Annotated in this window: 15 protein-coding genes; 2 read left to right on the top strand and 13 right to left on the bottom strand. The window is 70.5% G+C overall.

The window, feature by feature from the left end; translation table 11 throughout:
* Positions 1–8 precede the first annotated feature (8 nt).
* Entirely contained in the window at positions 9–770 is a 762-nt protein-coding gene (locus tag ABFY07_RS05620) for a hypothetical protein (RefSeq protein WP_346173368.1), read from the bottom strand.
* A gap of 484 nt (positions 771–1,254) precedes the next feature.
* Here ABFY07_RS05620 and ABFY07_RS05625 point away from each other — a divergent pair, with 484 nt between their 5' ends.
* Entirely contained in the window at positions 1,255–3,339 is a 2,085-nt protein-coding gene (locus ABFY07_RS05625; protein ID WP_346173369.1) for a glycosyltransferase family 4 protein, read from the top strand.
* Here the strand turns inward: ABFY07_RS05625 and ABFY07_RS05630 are convergent.
* Entirely contained in the window at positions 3,323–3,862 is a 540-nt protein-coding gene (locus ABFY07_RS05630; protein ID WP_346173370.1) for a CGNR zinc finger domain-containing protein, read from the bottom strand. The genes ABFY07_RS05625 and ABFY07_RS05630 overlap by 17 nt on opposite strands.
* A 26-nt stretch (positions 3,863–3,888) precedes the next feature.
* Here ABFY07_RS05630 and ABFY07_RS05635 point away from each other — a divergent pair, with 26 nt between their 5' ends.
* Complete coding sequence (locus ABFY07_RS05635; RefSeq protein WP_346173371.1) at positions 3,889–4,998, top strand: EamA family transporter; 1,110 nt, start codon at positions 3,889–3,891, stop codon at positions 4,996–4,998.
* 126 nt (positions 4,999–5,124) lie between these two features.
* Here the strand turns inward: ABFY07_RS05635 and ABFY07_RS05640 are convergent, their stop codons facing one another.
* The 11 genes from ABFY07_RS05640 to map form a co-directional block, all read right to left on the bottom strand.
* Positions 5,125–5,805, bottom strand: a complete 681-nt coding sequence (locus ABFY07_RS05640) for a hypothetical protein (protein WP_346173372.1) — start codon at positions 5,803–5,805, stop codon at positions 5,125–5,127.
* A gap of 62 nt (positions 5,806–5,867) precedes the next feature.
* Complete coding sequence (locus ABFY07_RS05645) at positions 5,868–7,712, bottom strand: LamG domain-containing protein (protein ID WP_346173373.1); 1,845 nt, start codon at positions 7,710–7,712, stop codon at positions 5,868–5,870.
* A 174-nt stretch (positions 7,713–7,886) separates the two neighbouring features.
* The gene (gene truA / locus ABFY07_RS05650; protein WP_346173374.1) at positions 7,887–8,765 is read right to left on the bottom strand and encodes a tRNA pseudouridine(38-40) synthase TruA; all 879 of its coding nucleotides are present in this window, start codon (positions 8,763–8,765) and stop codon (positions 7,887–7,889) included.
* 118 nt (positions 8,766–8,883) lie between these two features.
* Complete coding sequence (rplQ, locus tag ABFY07_RS05655) at positions 8,884–9,417, bottom strand: 50S ribosomal protein L17 (protein WP_346173375.1); 534 nt, start codon at positions 9,415–9,417, stop codon at positions 8,884–8,886.
* Between the two features lie 140 nt (positions 9,418–9,557).
* A complete protein-coding gene (locus tag ABFY07_RS05660; protein ID WP_065963030.1) occupies positions 9,558–10,580 on the bottom strand; it encodes a DNA-directed RNA polymerase subunit alpha in 1,023 nt (340 codons plus the stop codon).
* A 136-nt stretch (positions 10,581–10,716) separates the two neighbouring features.
* Positions 10,717–11,343 carry a 30S ribosomal protein S4 gene (gene rpsD / locus ABFY07_RS05665; RefSeq protein WP_346173376.1) on the bottom strand — a complete coding sequence of 209 codons (627 nt, stop codon included), beginning with the start codon at positions 11,341–11,343 and terminating at the stop codon, positions 10,717–10,719.
* Positions 11,344–11,371: 28 nt separating this feature from the next.
* Positions 11,372–11,776 carry a 30S ribosomal protein S11 gene (gene rpsK / locus ABFY07_RS05670; protein WP_009715860.1) on the bottom strand — a complete coding sequence of 135 codons (405 nt, stop codon included), beginning with the start codon at positions 11,774–11,776 and terminating at the stop codon, positions 11,372–11,374.
* A gap of 66 nt (positions 11,777–11,842) precedes the next feature.
* Positions 11,843–12,223 (bottom strand): 30S ribosomal protein S13, encoded by a 381-nt coding sequence (gene rpsM / locus ABFY07_RS05675; RefSeq protein ID WP_060945198.1) that lies wholly within the window; start codon positions 12,221–12,223, stop codon positions 11,843–11,845.
* A gap of 193 nt (positions 12,224–12,416) precedes the next feature.
* Positions 12,417–12,530: a 50S ribosomal protein L36 gene (rpmJ, locus tag ABFY07_RS05680; RefSeq protein ID WP_003956441.1), complete on the bottom strand. Its 114-nt coding sequence runs from the start codon at positions 12,528–12,530 to the stop codon at positions 12,417–12,419.
* A 29-nt stretch (positions 12,531–12,559) separates the two neighbouring features.
* Complete coding sequence (gene infA / locus ABFY07_RS05685) at positions 12,560–12,781, bottom strand: translation initiation factor IF-1 (RefSeq protein WP_003956442.1); 222 nt, start codon at positions 12,779–12,781, stop codon at positions 12,560–12,562.
* A 185-nt stretch (positions 12,782–12,966) separates the two neighbouring features.
* Entirely contained in the window at positions 12,967–13,803 is an 837-nt protein-coding gene (gene map / locus ABFY07_RS05690) for a type I methionyl aminopeptidase (RefSeq protein ID WP_346173377.1), read from the bottom strand.
* Between the last annotated feature and the right edge of the window lie 124 nt (positions 13,804–13,927).

Raw genomic sequence — 13,927 nt, forward strand, 5'->3', positions numbered from 1 at the left:
GCGAGCGCCTACTTGGCGAGCGCCTTCTCCAGCTTGTTGACCTGCCCCGAGACCACGGTCTCCGGCAGAACCGGCTTGTTCGGGTTCATGAGGTCGACGCCGAAGATCACGGAGACGTGAGCGCCGGAGCGCACGACCGTGAACTTCACGGTGCCGCCGTCCTTCTTGTCCGCGTCGGTCACGGTGAAGGCCAGCGCCTCGTCGCCCAGCTTCGGCGCGGTGAGCTGCTCCACCTTCGCGACGTCCGACTTCTGGCCGGTCCCGTCGGTCGCGGCGAACCCGCCGGCGCAGGTCCCGAGGGCGCCCTTCAGGTCCTTCAGCGTCTGCTCGGCACCGGAGTCCGCGTACGAGGACACCCGGATCATGCCCATGCCACCCGAGCCCGTCTTAGACGCGCCGGCGGAGGCGAAGGTGACGTACGCCGAGGCCTTGGGCGCCGGGTTCGTCTTGGCCCCCATCAGCTGCGCCACCGGCTGGCACTCGGCCTTCGCGGCCTTCGCCTCCCCGCCGTCCGTGAACTCCTTCTCCGTCATCGTCTCGATCTCGAAACCCTTGACGTCGGACTTCGCGAGGACCGCCTTCTGCAGCGCGGCCTTGGAGAGCGGCGGCGCGACCGGCTTCTCGCCGCCCGGCGTCTTCTCGGCCGCCTTCTCTGACGACTTGTCGGACTTCTTGTCCCCGTCGGAGTCGTCGCCACCACACGCGGTCAACAACCCCAGCGCCGCCACGGCCGTGGCTGCCAGCACGACGCGCGACACAGACTTACTCACGTTTTTATCCACCCTTGGTTGAATCTCCCGCGATCGCGGGTGGGTTCATGAAACAACGAGTTACCGAGTGTCGAACAGAGGTTTCCATGACGATCCGATATCACCGAAAAGGTTGTCCCGCGTCCGATCACGAGATCACAACGGACTGCCGCGTTCCGGTATGACGGAACAGCCCGACCACGGCCGAGGCCGCCCCGCCCGCGACCCTCTTCCCGCTCCACCTGGCCGCCCTCCGGACGACCGACCCCTACCGAAGGTTGCCCCCGCCCACCCGGATGTGGGCCATGCCATATCACCACCCGCATAAGCAACCTTTCCCGCGCCCAAGGGTCTTACCGACCGATCAGCCCTTACCGAGCCCATACCGGGCCCATACCGGCCTCATGTGGGGCCACTTCAGAGTGGTTTGTGAGTTGAGCGCATTACGGGAAGCCCAGGGGGAGGCAGCCGCGCGACGGGCCACAGGCTCCGCGCGTACATCACCATGAAGATCTCTTTTCTGCTGCACAACGCGTACGGAATCGGCGGCACCATCCGCACGACCTTCAACATGGCAAGCGCCCTCGCCGCCCGCCACACCGTCGAGATCGTCACCGTCATGCGCACCCACGACACGCCCAGCCTCCCCCTCCACCCCGCCGTCCGGATCGTCCCGCTGATCGAGCAGCGCCCGGAGGCCAAGGGCAGCGACGCGAACGACCCGCTGCTCACCCGCCCCACCTCCCGCATCCCCGCCGCCGAGGCCAAGGGCACCACCAACTTCAACGCGCTCACCGACCAGCGCGTCGCCGCCTACCTCGCGGACACCGACGCGGACGTGGTCATCGCCACCCGCCCCGGCCTGGTGATCTACCTGGCCGAGTTCGGGCAGCGGGGCCGGTATCTGCGGATCGGGCAGGAGCACCGGATCTACGGCACCCACCAGGCGGAGCTGCGCGCCGCCTGCGACACCGCCATCGCCCGCCTGGACGCGTACACCACCGTCTCGGAGGCCGACGCGGCCACGCACCGCGCCCATCTGCCCGGCGTCACCACCCGCGTCGTCGGGCTGCCCAACGGGGTCCCCGCCACGGACGTCGAACCCTCCGACGGTTCGGCGAAACTCGTCGTGGCGGCCGGCCGGCTCATCCCCGTCAAGCGGTACGACCTGCTGGTGGAGGCCTGGGCGAAGGTCGCCGCCAAGCACCCCGACTGGCGCCTGCGCATCTACGGCCGGGGCCCCCAGCAGCCCGTACTCCGCCGCCGCGTCGACGAACTCGGCCTGGCCGAGCACATCACGCTCATGGGCGCGCACTCCCCCATCGAGACCGAGTGGGCCAAGGGCTCGATCGCCGCCGTCACCTCGCGCGAGGAGTCCTTCGGCATGACGATCGTGGAGGCCATGCACTGCGGCGTGCCCGTCGTCGCCACCGACTGCCCCCACGGGCCCGGCGAGATCATCACCGACGGCCGGGACGGCCTTCTCGTCCCCGTCGGCGACAGCGACGCCATCGCCAAGGGACTGCTCAGCCTCATCGAGGACGACGAACTGCGCCGCTCCATGGGCGCGGCGGCGCGCGAGTCGGCGCGGCGGTACGCGCCGGAGCGCGTGGCTCAGGAGTACGAGCGGCTGTTCGCGGAGCTGTACGAGGCGCGCGGCGCCACCGTGCCCGCCACCCGGCGCGGACGCGGCCCGCTCCTGGGCCTCCGGGCCCCGGGAACACCCCTCAAGACCACCCTCAAGGGCGCCGTCAAACAGCTGATCCGCAAACCCCTGCGCCCCACGGCCTCCTGCCGCGTCGCCCCGGACGGCAACCTGACCGTGCTGCTCGACCCCACCGACCTGCGCGGCAGCGGCCTCGCGCTCACCCTCACCCGCCGCGACGACCGCGACGCCCGAGGGGTCGCCCCCATCAGCCTGCCCCTGCGCCCCCCGGCCACCGCCCACGCCCCCTGGACCGCGCTGCTCGACCGCCGCGCCCTCGCCCTCACCGAAGGCCGCTGGGACCTGCACGTCACCCGCCCCGCCGACGGCGCCCACCGCCGCGTGCACTGCCGCTACGCGGAGGGGCGCGGCCTGCTCGCCCTCGAGCCCCTGCCCGACGCCCCGTTCTCCTGGTGGATCCCCTACCGCACCGTCGACGGCTATCTCGCCCTGCGCACCTGGCACCGCCCCTCCCATGCCGAGGCCCGCACCATCACGCCCGACGCCGAAGCGCTCACCGTGACCGGCACCCTCTACGGCACCACCTTCCCGGCGAACGCGAACCCCACCGTCCTCGCCACCCCCCGCCTCGCCCCGTCCCGCCCCTTCACCGTCCCCGTCACGGGGCTCGGCCCCACCGACTTCCGCTTCACCATCCCGTACGACCACATCCGCGCCGCCCACGCCCCCTCGCCCAAGGCGCCGGTGTGGGACCTCACTCTCCGCCTCACCCCGGCCACCCAGGACGACACCGCTCCACTCCGCGTCGGCCGGATCACCGGCGACATCGTCGACCGCAACCGGACGGACCTCTACCCGGCCACCGACGGGATCCGCCCCTACCTCACCAAGGCCAACAACCTGGCCGTCACGATGCCCTCCTGACACCCCCTTCGCGGCGCCGGTCACGGTGACGCGCCACGGCGTCGTTGTTGGCACACCGCACCGAACAGTAGGTGCGCCGGCCGTTGCGGGAGGTGTCGACGAACGCCAGACCACAGCCGTCGCGCGCACAGCGTCCCAGCCGGTCGGCGCCCGCGTAGCACACGACATAGCTGAGTCCGGCCGAGGTGACGGCCCGGACATGAGCGACCGCGTCGGCGTCCACGGCGCTGTAGTGCAGATGCGGGTGACCGTCGTGGAGCGAGATGTACGGCCGGCTGGAGGCGTCGGCGAGCAGGGCGTTGACCGCCTGGCACCGTTGGTCGAGGTCCTGCGGACCGAAGCAGGCGGCCAGGCGCCGGGACCACGCCCAGACCTCCTCCGCCTGCGACGAGGTGAGCGCGCGCCGCGCGATTCCGTGCGCGGCAAGGAGCGCTTCGAGCTCTTCGGGTCCCGGTGGCGCCGTCAGGTTGGCCAGGTCCGCGGCCAGCCGGGCCGCCTCCCCGCCGTAATGGTTGAAGTGCACAAGAGCATTACAGCACCGTGTCACGCATGACGCCGAACGCTCCCCACCCGTCGCGACGGGACGCCGCCATGGCCCCCGCCCTCATGCTCGGCCAGATCCTCAGCCTCCAGGCGGGCTCGGCCGTGGCCAAGGAGGCCTACGCGACCGTCGGCCCCACCACCCTCGCCGGCATGCGGCTGGCTTTCTCCGCCGTGATCCTGGGCGCCCTGGTCAGGCCACGGCTGCGGGGACTCACCGCCCGGCAGTGGCGGGCGGCGATCTCGCTCGGCCTGGTCCTCGCCGCCATGAACCTGGCGTACTTCCAAGCCATCGACCACCTCCCGATCGGCGTGGCCGCCACGCTGGAACTGCTCGGCCCCCTCACGCTGTCGGTCGCCCTCTCCCGCCGGGCCGAACACCTCGGAGCGGCGCTGCTGGCGCTCCTCGGCGTACTCCTCCTGGCCGCCCCGGGAGCCTCACTGCCCGCCGCCGGCCTCCTGCTGGGCGCCACCGCCGCGCTCTGCCGCGCCGCGTATGTGCTCCTGAACCAACAGGTCGGCCGCCTCTTCCCCGACTGGACGGGCCTCTCCCTGGCCCTCGCCTGCGGCGCCTGCGTGCTGGGCCCGATCGCCGCCGTCACCGGAGGAAGGGACGTGGCCACCCACCCGGCCGCCTGGGGAACCGGGCTCGTGGTGGCCCTGCTGTCCTCCCTGATCCCCTACTCGCTGGACATGACGCTCCTGCGGCGCATCGACACCCGCGCCTTCGGCGTGCTGCTCGCCCTGAGCCCCGCCGTGGGCGCGGGGATCGGCTTCCTCGCCCTGCACGAACACCTCACACCCCGGCAATGGGGCGCGGTGACGCTGGTCGTCCTGGCCGCGGTGTGGTCGCTGCGCCGACGCCCCGCAGCGGCGAGCCCCGAGCACGACCACGATGCCCATGACGTACGCGCCCGGCGGCCGGCGGACGACCGCTGCCCGGTGTGCCAGTCCCCGACGCGGGCGGAGACGCGTTGGTGGACCCGGCGCTCGCGCCACCTCACGTCCGAGGGCGAGGTCGAGTACTGCGTCGGCGGGTGCGGCTGCCTGGTCGTCCTGGTCAAGGGCGAGATCATCAAGACTCTCGCCCTCACCCGCCCGGCCCCCCAGAAATACTGACCCGAGACGCCACCGGCCCGCCGGGGGCCCTGACAAGCGCTGACCCGAGACGCCACCGCTCCGCCCGGCCCCCGAGAAGCGCTGCCCCGAGCCCCCCACCCGCCCGTCCGGGCCCTCCCACCCGGATCAGCTCGCGGCCTTCTCCAACTTGGCGATCTGCCGCACGACCATCGCCTCCGGCACCTCCACCGCCTTCGACCGCACGGCGTCCACCCCCTCATAGGCCACCACCAGCGGCCCGCTCCGCGCCACCACATACGTATGCGGCATCGACCGACCACCGGGCAGCTCCACGACGAGGCGATAGGCCACCACCTCACTCCCGGCCTCCACCCCTGCCAGGGGCCGGACGGCCGAGTAGCTCACCCCGTCCTCGCCGTCACCCCCCACGGCGAATCCCCCCGAACACGCCTTCACCGCCGCACGGACCCTCCGCAGCTTGGCCTTCGCCTCGTCCTCTCCGTAGGACATCAGATGCGCGGTGATCCCGTGAACGCTCAGATCGTCCTTCGTCGCCTTGTAGACCCGATACGCCTCCGCCTTCGCCTTCGGCCCGTACGCCACCAGCGCACTCGCCTCGGTCAGCGGCTGACAGGCCGGCTTGTCCGCCGCCTCCCGCGTCGCGAACTCGATCGCCTCCGCGCCGACCCGCTCCACCGAGAACCCCTCCGCCTCACTCGCGGTCAGCGCGGCGCGGTCCAACTCCCCCTCCGACAAGGCCCTCGTCGCCCTCCCGGGCCCCGCCTCCCCCTGCCGCCCCTCCGAGTCCCCACCACACGCGGCCAGCAGCCCCACCAGCGCCCCCATGAGAACCCCCACGGAAACCCGCGACACACGCCGATCCGTGGGGGACCTCGACAACCTGGCGATCACGTGTCCGACCCCCGGGAAGTGAGCCCAGTCCTCGGGTCCCCGGGTTCGCTAACGCTCGAGCCGGACGGCAGAATCGAAACCACCGGCACGGCGTCGGCATCGAGCGCACCCTGGAAGACGCGCACCTCGTCGACTGCCCCGGAGAAGTGGTCGCCGCTTCCCGAAGTGGTCATGGACCGGCCGACCTCAAGGCGCGTCGTGGAGAGGTCCCAGGAGTTGGCCCACTCGGTCTCCGCGCCCGCCAGTTGGCCGTTGACGTAGAGCCGGACCTCGCGGGTCGTCGCGTCGTACACGAGCGCCAAGTGGTCGCCGCTTCCGGTCGCGCTGGGCAGCACAGCCGTGTCGCGGGCCGTGACCGTGGCCCCGCTGTCGTCCCGGCTCGTCACCGCGAGTTCCCATCTCCGCGTGGAGCCCGAATAGCGGACCACCACGGCCTGGGTGGAGTGGCCGGAAAGGCTCAGGACCGTCTGGTTCTCGTCCGCGTCCCGGGACGACAGCCGGGCTCGGGCGGTGATCGAGAAGCTGTCCTCCGGCCCAAGCAGCCCGGCGGCCCGGTCGGCGTACGCGGTCGAGCCGTCCAGGGCCAGGTGTCCGTTGCCGCTGAGGGCGTAGGCGTTCGGATCAACCACACAGTCCGGGTCCGTCCCGGGGTCGCACCCGGGGTCCGGCGTGGTGTAGATCGACGCGCCGCCGCGCAGCGAGAGGCCCACTCCCGCAGGCTCGTCCGTCCGCTTCGGGTCCATGTCGGGGGCGACGCCGCCGGTGGCGGATTCCAGGGGCCAGTAGGCGACCTGATGAGGCTGGGCGACGCCCAATTCCTCGGCCTCGGGCGCGGGGACGACACGGTCGTAGGCCCGTACGTCCGCCACGGTGCCCCGCAGATGACCGCTGTAGCCGGAGGCGGAGGCCTCGCGCCCGATCTGCAGGTCGCCGGCGCCCGTGGCGACGGCACGGCCGCGCTGGATGTCTTCCCGCGCCAGACGCCCGTTCACATAGAGGCGGAGGCTGCCCAGTTCTGCGTCGTAGACCCCGAGGAGATGGATCCAGCTCTGCCGTGGCGCGGCCCCGCCCGACACCGCCCACGACAGGGGCGTGCCCTCGGCAGGGGACACCCGGAAGGCCCAGGCGTCCGCCTCGTCGTCGTATCCCAGGGCGAAGCCGGGCCCGTCGCTGCCGTCCTGGCTGACGACGGTCATCGAACGGGAGGGGCGCTCGGGCAGATACACCCAGGCCCCCACCGCGAACGCCTTGCGGGTGTCGAGCGCCGACCCCTGGGCGTCCAGATACGCGCCGCTCGTCCCGTCCAGGGCCGCGGCCGTGCCGGTGTTCCAGCCATGGCCGGGGCGTCCGAAGGTCACGCCCGGCCCGGCGGTCGCCGAGGGGGTGGACCCGGTGCCCTCGGCGTGCTCCGAACCCTCCGGGTCGCCGAGCGGCCAGGCGGCCTGAGGCGCCCGTCCTGAAGAGACCCAGAACCAAGAGGAGCCCGTGCCCACGGTGTACCCGGCGCGGTCGTACGCTTTCACGGACAGGCGGTGCGGCCCAGCCTTCTCCGGCATGAACCGCACGGTCACGGGGCCGCCCGGCGCGGAGGGGGTCACCTCTCCGCGGGCTTGGCCCGTGAAGTCGTACGTGTATCGCACCGCGTCGGCAGACCCCGCGTCGAACGTGAAGCTGCCGTACTCCCCCGCTCCTTCATGCGGCCGCCCGTCGTCCGGGTACCGGTCCGAGGTGATGGTCACCGGCTCTATGTCCGCCGCTGCGGCCGTGGTCGCTCCGAACGGCAGCTCGGCCGGGAGGCCCGTACCCCCCGCCGCGAACACCACGGTCAGCGCCGCGGTCACCGACGCGGTCCGCGCCCAGCGTCTGCGTCTGTGGCCGTCTCTTCCGTCTCGCCGTCGCATTCCCACCCCTTGTGATCAGCTCGTGTGACCCCAGAGAGGTTTCCCGAACACACATGCGAACAAAAGGCGGTAACGGGCCAATCCTGAGCCCGGCGACGGCGGACCCGCTGACGCTCAGCAGCACCCCGCCCCGGCCGCCGGGCCCGCCAGGGGAAGGGTCCGCTTGTTGCGGGACTCGCGGTTGCGGGCGGCGAGTTGGTCGTCCGGCGGGTAGCCGACTTCTTCGAGGGTCAGGCCGTGGGGGCGGACGACGTGGACCGCGGAGTCGCGGATGCCGGCGGCCAGGACCTTGGCGGGCCAGTCCGGGGGGCGGTGGCCGTCGCCGACGAAGAGGAGCGCGCCGACCAGGGAGCGGACCATGTTGTGGCAGAAGGCGTCGGCGCGGACGGTGGCCGTGATGACGCCGTCGGGGCCGCGCTCCCAGGTGAGGCGCTGGAGGGTGCGGATGGTGGTGGCGCCGTCGCGCTTCTTGCAGTACGCCGCGAAGTCGTGCTCGCCGAGCAGCTTCTCGGCGGCCGCGTTCATGGCGGCCACGTCCAGGGGCCAGTCGTGCCACAGCACATGGCCGCGCAGCAGCGGGTCGACGCCGCCGGGGTGGTCGACGACGCGGTAGGCGTAGCGGCGCCAGATGGCGGAGAAGCGGGCGTTGAAGCCGGGTGGGGCCTGGGCGACGGACCAGACGCGGATGTCGTGCGGGAGCCGGCCGGCCAGGCGGCGCAGCAGCTTGTCGTGGTGTTCGGCCCAGATCGGCTCGGGGAGGTCGACGTGGGCGACCTGGCCGCGGGCGTGGACGCCGGCGTCGGTGCGGCCCGCGACCGTCAGCTCCACGGGGTCCTGCATGCGCATGACGATGCGCAGGGCGTTCTCCAACTCGCCCTGCACGGTGCGCACCGTGTCCCGGCCGCGCTGCTTCGCCCAGCCGGAGAAGTCCGTGCCGTCGTACGACAGGTCCAGCCGGACCCGTACGTAGCCTTCGGGCGCCTCGTCCGTCACCCGCGGTTCCTCCGTGAATCTCTCTGCGTGTGGGACGGGCCCGCCCCCCAGGTTCCCGGGGGCGGGCCCGTCTCGTCAGCCGATGAAGGTGTCACCCCGCGCAAGCGGGGAGACCGGCTCAGGCGTCCTTCGACTCCTCGGCCGGGGCCTCGGCGGCCTCGTCCTTGGCCTCGGTGGCCTCGGCCTCGGTGGCCTCGTCCTTCTTCAGGCCCTCGAGCGCCTGGTCGCCGGCGGCGTCCTTCGCGGAGCGCTTGGTGGCGGCCTCGGCCTCGCCGACGGCCTCCTGCTGCACGGTCAGCGCCTCGACCAGCTCGATGATCGCCATCGGCGCGTTGTCGCCGCGACGGTTGCCGATCTTGGTGATGCGGGTGTAGCCACCCGGCCGGTTCTCGTAGCGCGGCCCGATCTCCGTGAAGAGGGTGTGGACGACGCTCTTGTCGCGAATGGTCTGGAGCACCAGACGGCGGTTGTGAAGGTCACCCTTCTTCGCCTTGGTGATCAGCTTCTCCGCGACCGGGCGCAGGCGGCGGGCCTTCGCCTCGGTGGTCTTGATCCGGCCGTGCTCGAACAGCGAGGTGGCGAGGTTCGCCAGCATCAGCCGCTCGTGCGCTGCGCTGCCGCCCAGACGGGCGCCCTTGGTGGGCTTCGGCATTGTTTCTCCTTCGGTCTGCACCGGCCGTATGAGGTACCGGTGTCAGTCACCGACGGGCAGGAGCGCCCGCCGGAAGTGTTCGATCAGAGCCGAGGGCCCCGAGCGCGGCGCGCGTGACGCTGGGCTCGGGGCCCCGCAGCTCAGTACTGCTCGGTCTCGACGAAACCGGCGTCCGCGTCGTCGTCCGCGCCGAAGGCGTCGGCCGCGGCGGTCGGGTCGAACCCGGGCGGGCTGTCCTTGAGGGCCAGGCCCATGCCGGCCAGCTTCGCCTTGACCTCGTCGATGGACTTGGCGCCGAAGTTGCGGATGTCGAGCAGGTCCGCCTCGGACCGGGCGACGAGCTCACCCACGGAGTGGATGCCCTCGCGCTTGAGGCAGTTGTACGAGCGGACGGTGAGCTCGAGCTCCTCGATCGGCAGCGCCAGGTCGGCGGCCAGGGCGGCGTCCGTCGGGGACGGGCCCATGTCGATGCCCTCGGCGTCCACGTTCAGCTCGCGGGCCAGGCCGAACAGCTCGACCAGGGTCTTACCGGCCGAGGCCATGGCGTCGCGCGGGCGCATGGCCTGCTTGGTCTCGACGTCGACGATCAGCTTGTCGAAGTCGGTGCGCTGCTCGACACGGGTCGCCTCGACCTTGTAGGTGACCTTGAGGACCGGCGAGTAGATGGAGTCGACCGGGATCCGGCCGATCTCCTGGCCGACCTGCTTGTTCTGCACGGCGGAGACATAGCCGCGACCGCGCTCGACGGTCAGCTCCATCTCCAGCTTGCCCTTGCTGTTCAGCGTGGCCAGGACCAGGTCGGGGTTGTGCACCTCGACACCGGCCGGAGGGGCGATGTCGGCGGCGGTGACCAGGCCGGGGCCCTGCTTGCGCAGGTACATCACGACCGGCTCGTCGTGCTCGGAGGAGACGACCAGCTGCTTGATGTTGAGGATGAGGTCGGTGACGTCCTCCTTGACGCCCGGCACGGTGGTGAACTCGTGCAGGACCCCGTCGATCCGGATGCTGGTGACGGCCGCACCGGGGATCGAGGAGAGGAGCGTACGACGCAGGGAGTTGCCGAGGGTGTAGCCGAAGCCCGGCTCCAGCGGCTCGATCACGAACCGGGAGCGGAATTCGTCGACGACCTCTTCGGTCAACGAAGGACGCTGAGCGATCAGCATGGTGTTTCGATCCTTCAGTCGTGGGCGCCCGCTATATGACGCCCTCTGTACTGACGATGGTACGGGCGGTACGGGCCAAACGGCTCGTACCGCCCGTAGCCGGAGCTACTACTGTCCGTAGTACCGCGAGGAGCGGTTACTTCGAGTAGAGCTCGACGATCAGCTGCTCCTGCACCTGGGTGTCGATCACCTGGCGCTCCGGCAGCGAGTGGACGAGGATCCGCATCTGCGACGGAATGGCCTCCAGCCACGCCGGCACGGTGCGCTCGCCGGCCTCGGCCTGAGCCACCTGGAAGGGGGTCAGGGTCCGGGACTTCGGGCGGACCTCGATGATGTCGTTCACGGCGACGCGGGCCGACGGGATGTCGGTCTTCACGCCGTTCACGGTGAAGTGGCCGTGGCGGACGAGCTGCCGGGCGTGGTCGCGGGACTTGGCGAAGCCGGCCCGGTAGACCACGTTGTCCAGCCGCGTCTCGAGGATGCGAAGAAGGTTCTCACCGGTCTTGCCGGTCTTCTTGTTCGCCTCCGCGTAGTAACCACGGAACTGCTTCTCAAGGACACCGTAGATGCGGGTGGCCTTCTGCTTCTCACGGAGCTGCAGCAGGTACTCGCTGTCCTTGGTGCGCCCGCGACCGTGCTCACCCGGGGGGTAAGGACGGATCTCGATCGGGCACTTCGCGCTCTCGCACTTGCTCCCCTTGAGGAAGAGCTTCTGCTTCTCCCGACGGCAACGCTTGCAGTCGGCCCCGGTGTAACGCGCCATTTTCTGGTTTGTCTCCTACTTCAGCTGGTCAGACGCGCCGACGCTTGGGCGGGCGGCATCCGTTGTGCGGAGTCGGAGTGACGTCCTGGATCGAACCCACCTCCAGGCCGGTGGCCTGGAGCGAGCGGATCGCGGTCTCACGGCCGGAGCCCGGACCCTTGACGAACACGTCGACCTTGCGCATGCCGTGCTCCTGCGCCCGGCGGGCGGCCGACTCGGCGGCCATCTGCGCGGCGAAGGGAGTGGACTTGCGCGAGCCCTTGAAGCCGACGTGGCCGGCCGAGGCCCAAGAGATCACGTTCCCGGTCGGGTCGGTGATCGAGACGATGGTGTTGTTGAACGTGCTCTTGATGTGAGCGTGCCCGTGGGCGACGTTCTTCTTCTCCTTGCGGCGCACCTTCTTGGCGCCGGCCGTACGGCTCTTCGGAGGCATTCGGTGTATCTCCCGTGGAGGTGGTCGGTCCTACAGCCGGACCGCTTGAAAAGCGTCCGGTGCGGACTACTTCTTGCCCGGCTTCTTCTTGCCGGCGATGGCGCGACGCGGGCCCTTGCGGGTGCGGGCGTTCGTGCTGGTGCGCTGGCCGTGGACCGGCAGGCCGCGGCGGTGACGCAGACCCTGGTAGCAGCCGATCTCGACCTTGCGGCGGATGTCGGCCTGGATCTCGCGACGGAGGTCACCCTCGGTCTTGATGTTGTTGTCCACGTACTCGCGGATCTTGACCAGGTCCTCCTCGGCCAGGTCGCGAACGCGGGTGTCCGGGTTCACGCCGGTGTTGGCGAGGGTCTGCTGGGCAAGGGTACGGCCGATGCCGAAGACGTAGGTGAGGGCGACCTCGACGCGCTTGTCGCGCGGGAGGTCAACGCCTGCGAGGCGTGCCATGTATCTGGCTCCAGATGGTTGTCGGAGGTCTTCCGCAGCACCACTCCCGGCCCGCCGCGGGCGGCCGCCGGGTCCCCGGCCTCCGACCGGGGGTGTCGTCCCCGCCGGAGCGGGGACGGGTGACTGCGTATGTACGTATTGACGCGTCGCGCGAAGATACTGCGAGGTGCAGGGTCGTGCGGCCGGGCGGGTGTCAGCCCTGGCGCTGCTTGTGGCGCAGGTTGTCGCAGATGACCATGACCCGACCGTGGCGGCGGATCACCTTGCACTTGTCGCAGATCTTCTTGACGCTCGGCTTGACCTTCATGGGATGTCAGGTTCTCCGGGTCGTGAGATCTACTTGTAGCGGTAGACGATCCGTCCGCGCGTCAGGTCGTACGGAGACAGCTCCACGACGACCCGGTCATCGGGCAGGATGCGGATGTAGTGCATACGCATCTTGCCGCTGATGTGCGCGAGGACCTTGTGACCGTTCTGGAGCTCCACCTTGAACATCGCGTTCGGCAGAGACTCGATCACGGTGCCCTCGATTTCGATGGCGCCTTGCTTCTTGGCCATGTCCTGCTTTCGGGATCGGCTACCTTGATCGGTTCGCGACATGCCGAAGGACATGCGTGAGCCGACGTGTCAGTCTACGTCAGCGCATCGAGAAACACGAATCCAGGGCAGCATGCCCGCATGCAGAGATCATTAAGCCGGTCGGTGATCTTACGCGAGGGCGTGTCGGACGTGCGGGAGGGGCGTCAGGCCAGCGGGTCCGGGGCCGTCTCGATGCCGTACTCGGCCAGTTTGGCCTTTCCGCCGTCGACCGCTGTGAGCACCAGCGGGCCCTGCTCGGTCAGCGCGACCGAGTGCTCCCAGTGGCTGGACCAGGTCCCGTCGTCCGTCTTGACCGTCCAGTCGTCGGACAGCACGTGGGTCTTCGCGGTGCCCAGGCTCACCATGGGCTCGATCGCGATGCAGAAGCCCGGCACCAGCCGCGGGCCCTTGCCGCGCTTCTTCGAGACGTAGTTCAGCAGGTGCGGGTCCATGTGCATCTCGCTGCCGATGCCGTGGCCGCCGTAGTCCTCGATGATCCCGTACTTGCCGGAGGCCGGACGCGGCTGGCGCCGGATGTAGCCCTCGATGGCCTTCGAGATGTCGACCAGGCGGTTGCCCTTGCGGACCGCGGCGATGCCGGCCCACATGGACTCCTCGGTCACCCGGCTCAGCTCGTACAGCTCGGGCGCGTGGCCGGTGCCCACGAAGGCGGTGAAGGCGGCGTCGCCGTGCCAGCCGCCCACGATCGCGCCCGCGTCGATGGAGATGATGTCGCCGTCCTTCAGGACGGTCTCGCGGTCCGGGATGCCGTGCACCACGACATCGTTCACCGAGGTGCAGATGGTCGCGGGGAAGCCGCCGTAGCCGAGGAAGTTCGACTTGGCGCCGTGGTCCGCGAGCACCTTGCGGGCGACGTCGTCCAGGTCCTTCGTCGACGCGCCCGGGACGGCCGCCTCGCGTGTCGCCTGGTGGATGGCCGCGACCACCAGTCCCGCCTCACGCATCTTCGCGATCTGCTCGGGGGTCTTTATCTCCACCACTAGGACTACCTTCCCGCGTTTCCGTGGTTGCCACGCGCCGGGGCGCTCTGCTCAACAGTACGGCCGCGACGCCCGACGGGCACCGCGGCCGTGTACCGGATCGTCTCCGGGGCCCTGATCGCCT

This window comes from Streptomyces sparsogenes subsp. cuspidosporus (genome assembly GCF_039532705.1).
In the GTDB taxonomy this organism is placed as follows: domain Bacteria; phylum Actinomycetota; class Actinomycetes; order Streptomycetales; family Streptomycetaceae; genus Streptomyces; species Streptomyces sparsogenes.

Coding starts and splice junctions, on each gene's coding strand:
- infA (WP_003956442.1), bottom strand. CDS start 12,781: ATGGCCAAGAAGCAAGGCGCCATCGAAATCGAGGGCACCGTGATCGAG.
- rpsK (WP_009715860.1), bottom strand. CDS start 11,776: ATGCCTCCGAAGAGCCGTACGGCCGGCGCCAAGAAGGTGCGCCGCAAG.
- rpsD (WP_346173376.1), bottom strand. CDS start 11,343: ATGGCGCGTTACACCGGGGCCGACTGCAAGCGTTGCCGTCGGGAGAAG.
- rpsM (WP_060945198.1), bottom strand. CDS start 12,223: ATGGCACGCCTCGCAGGCGTTGACCTCCCGCGCGACAAGCGCGTCGAG.
- ABFY07_RS05635 (WP_346173371.1), top strand. CDS start 3,889: ATGACGCCGAACGCTCCCCACCCGTCGCGACGGGACGCCGCCATGGCC.
- rplQ (WP_346173375.1), bottom strand. CDS start 9,417: ATGCCGAAGCCCACCAAGGGCGCCCGTCTGGGCGGCAGCGCAGCGCAC.
- ABFY07_RS05640 (WP_346173372.1), bottom strand. CDS start 5,805: ATGGGGGCGCTGGTGGGGCTGCTGGCCGCGTGTGGTGGGGACTCGGAG.
- ABFY07_RS05660 (WP_065963030.1), bottom strand. CDS start 10,580: ATGCTGATCGCTCAGCGTCCTTCGTTGACCGAAGAGGTCGTCGACGAA.
- ABFY07_RS05625 (WP_346173369.1), top strand. CDS start 1,255: ATGAAGATCTCTTTTCTGCTGCACAACGCGTACGGAATCGGCGGCACC.
- rpmJ (WP_003956441.1), bottom strand. CDS start 12,530: ATGAAGGTCAAGCCGAGCGTCAAGAAGATCTGCGACAAGTGCAAGGTG.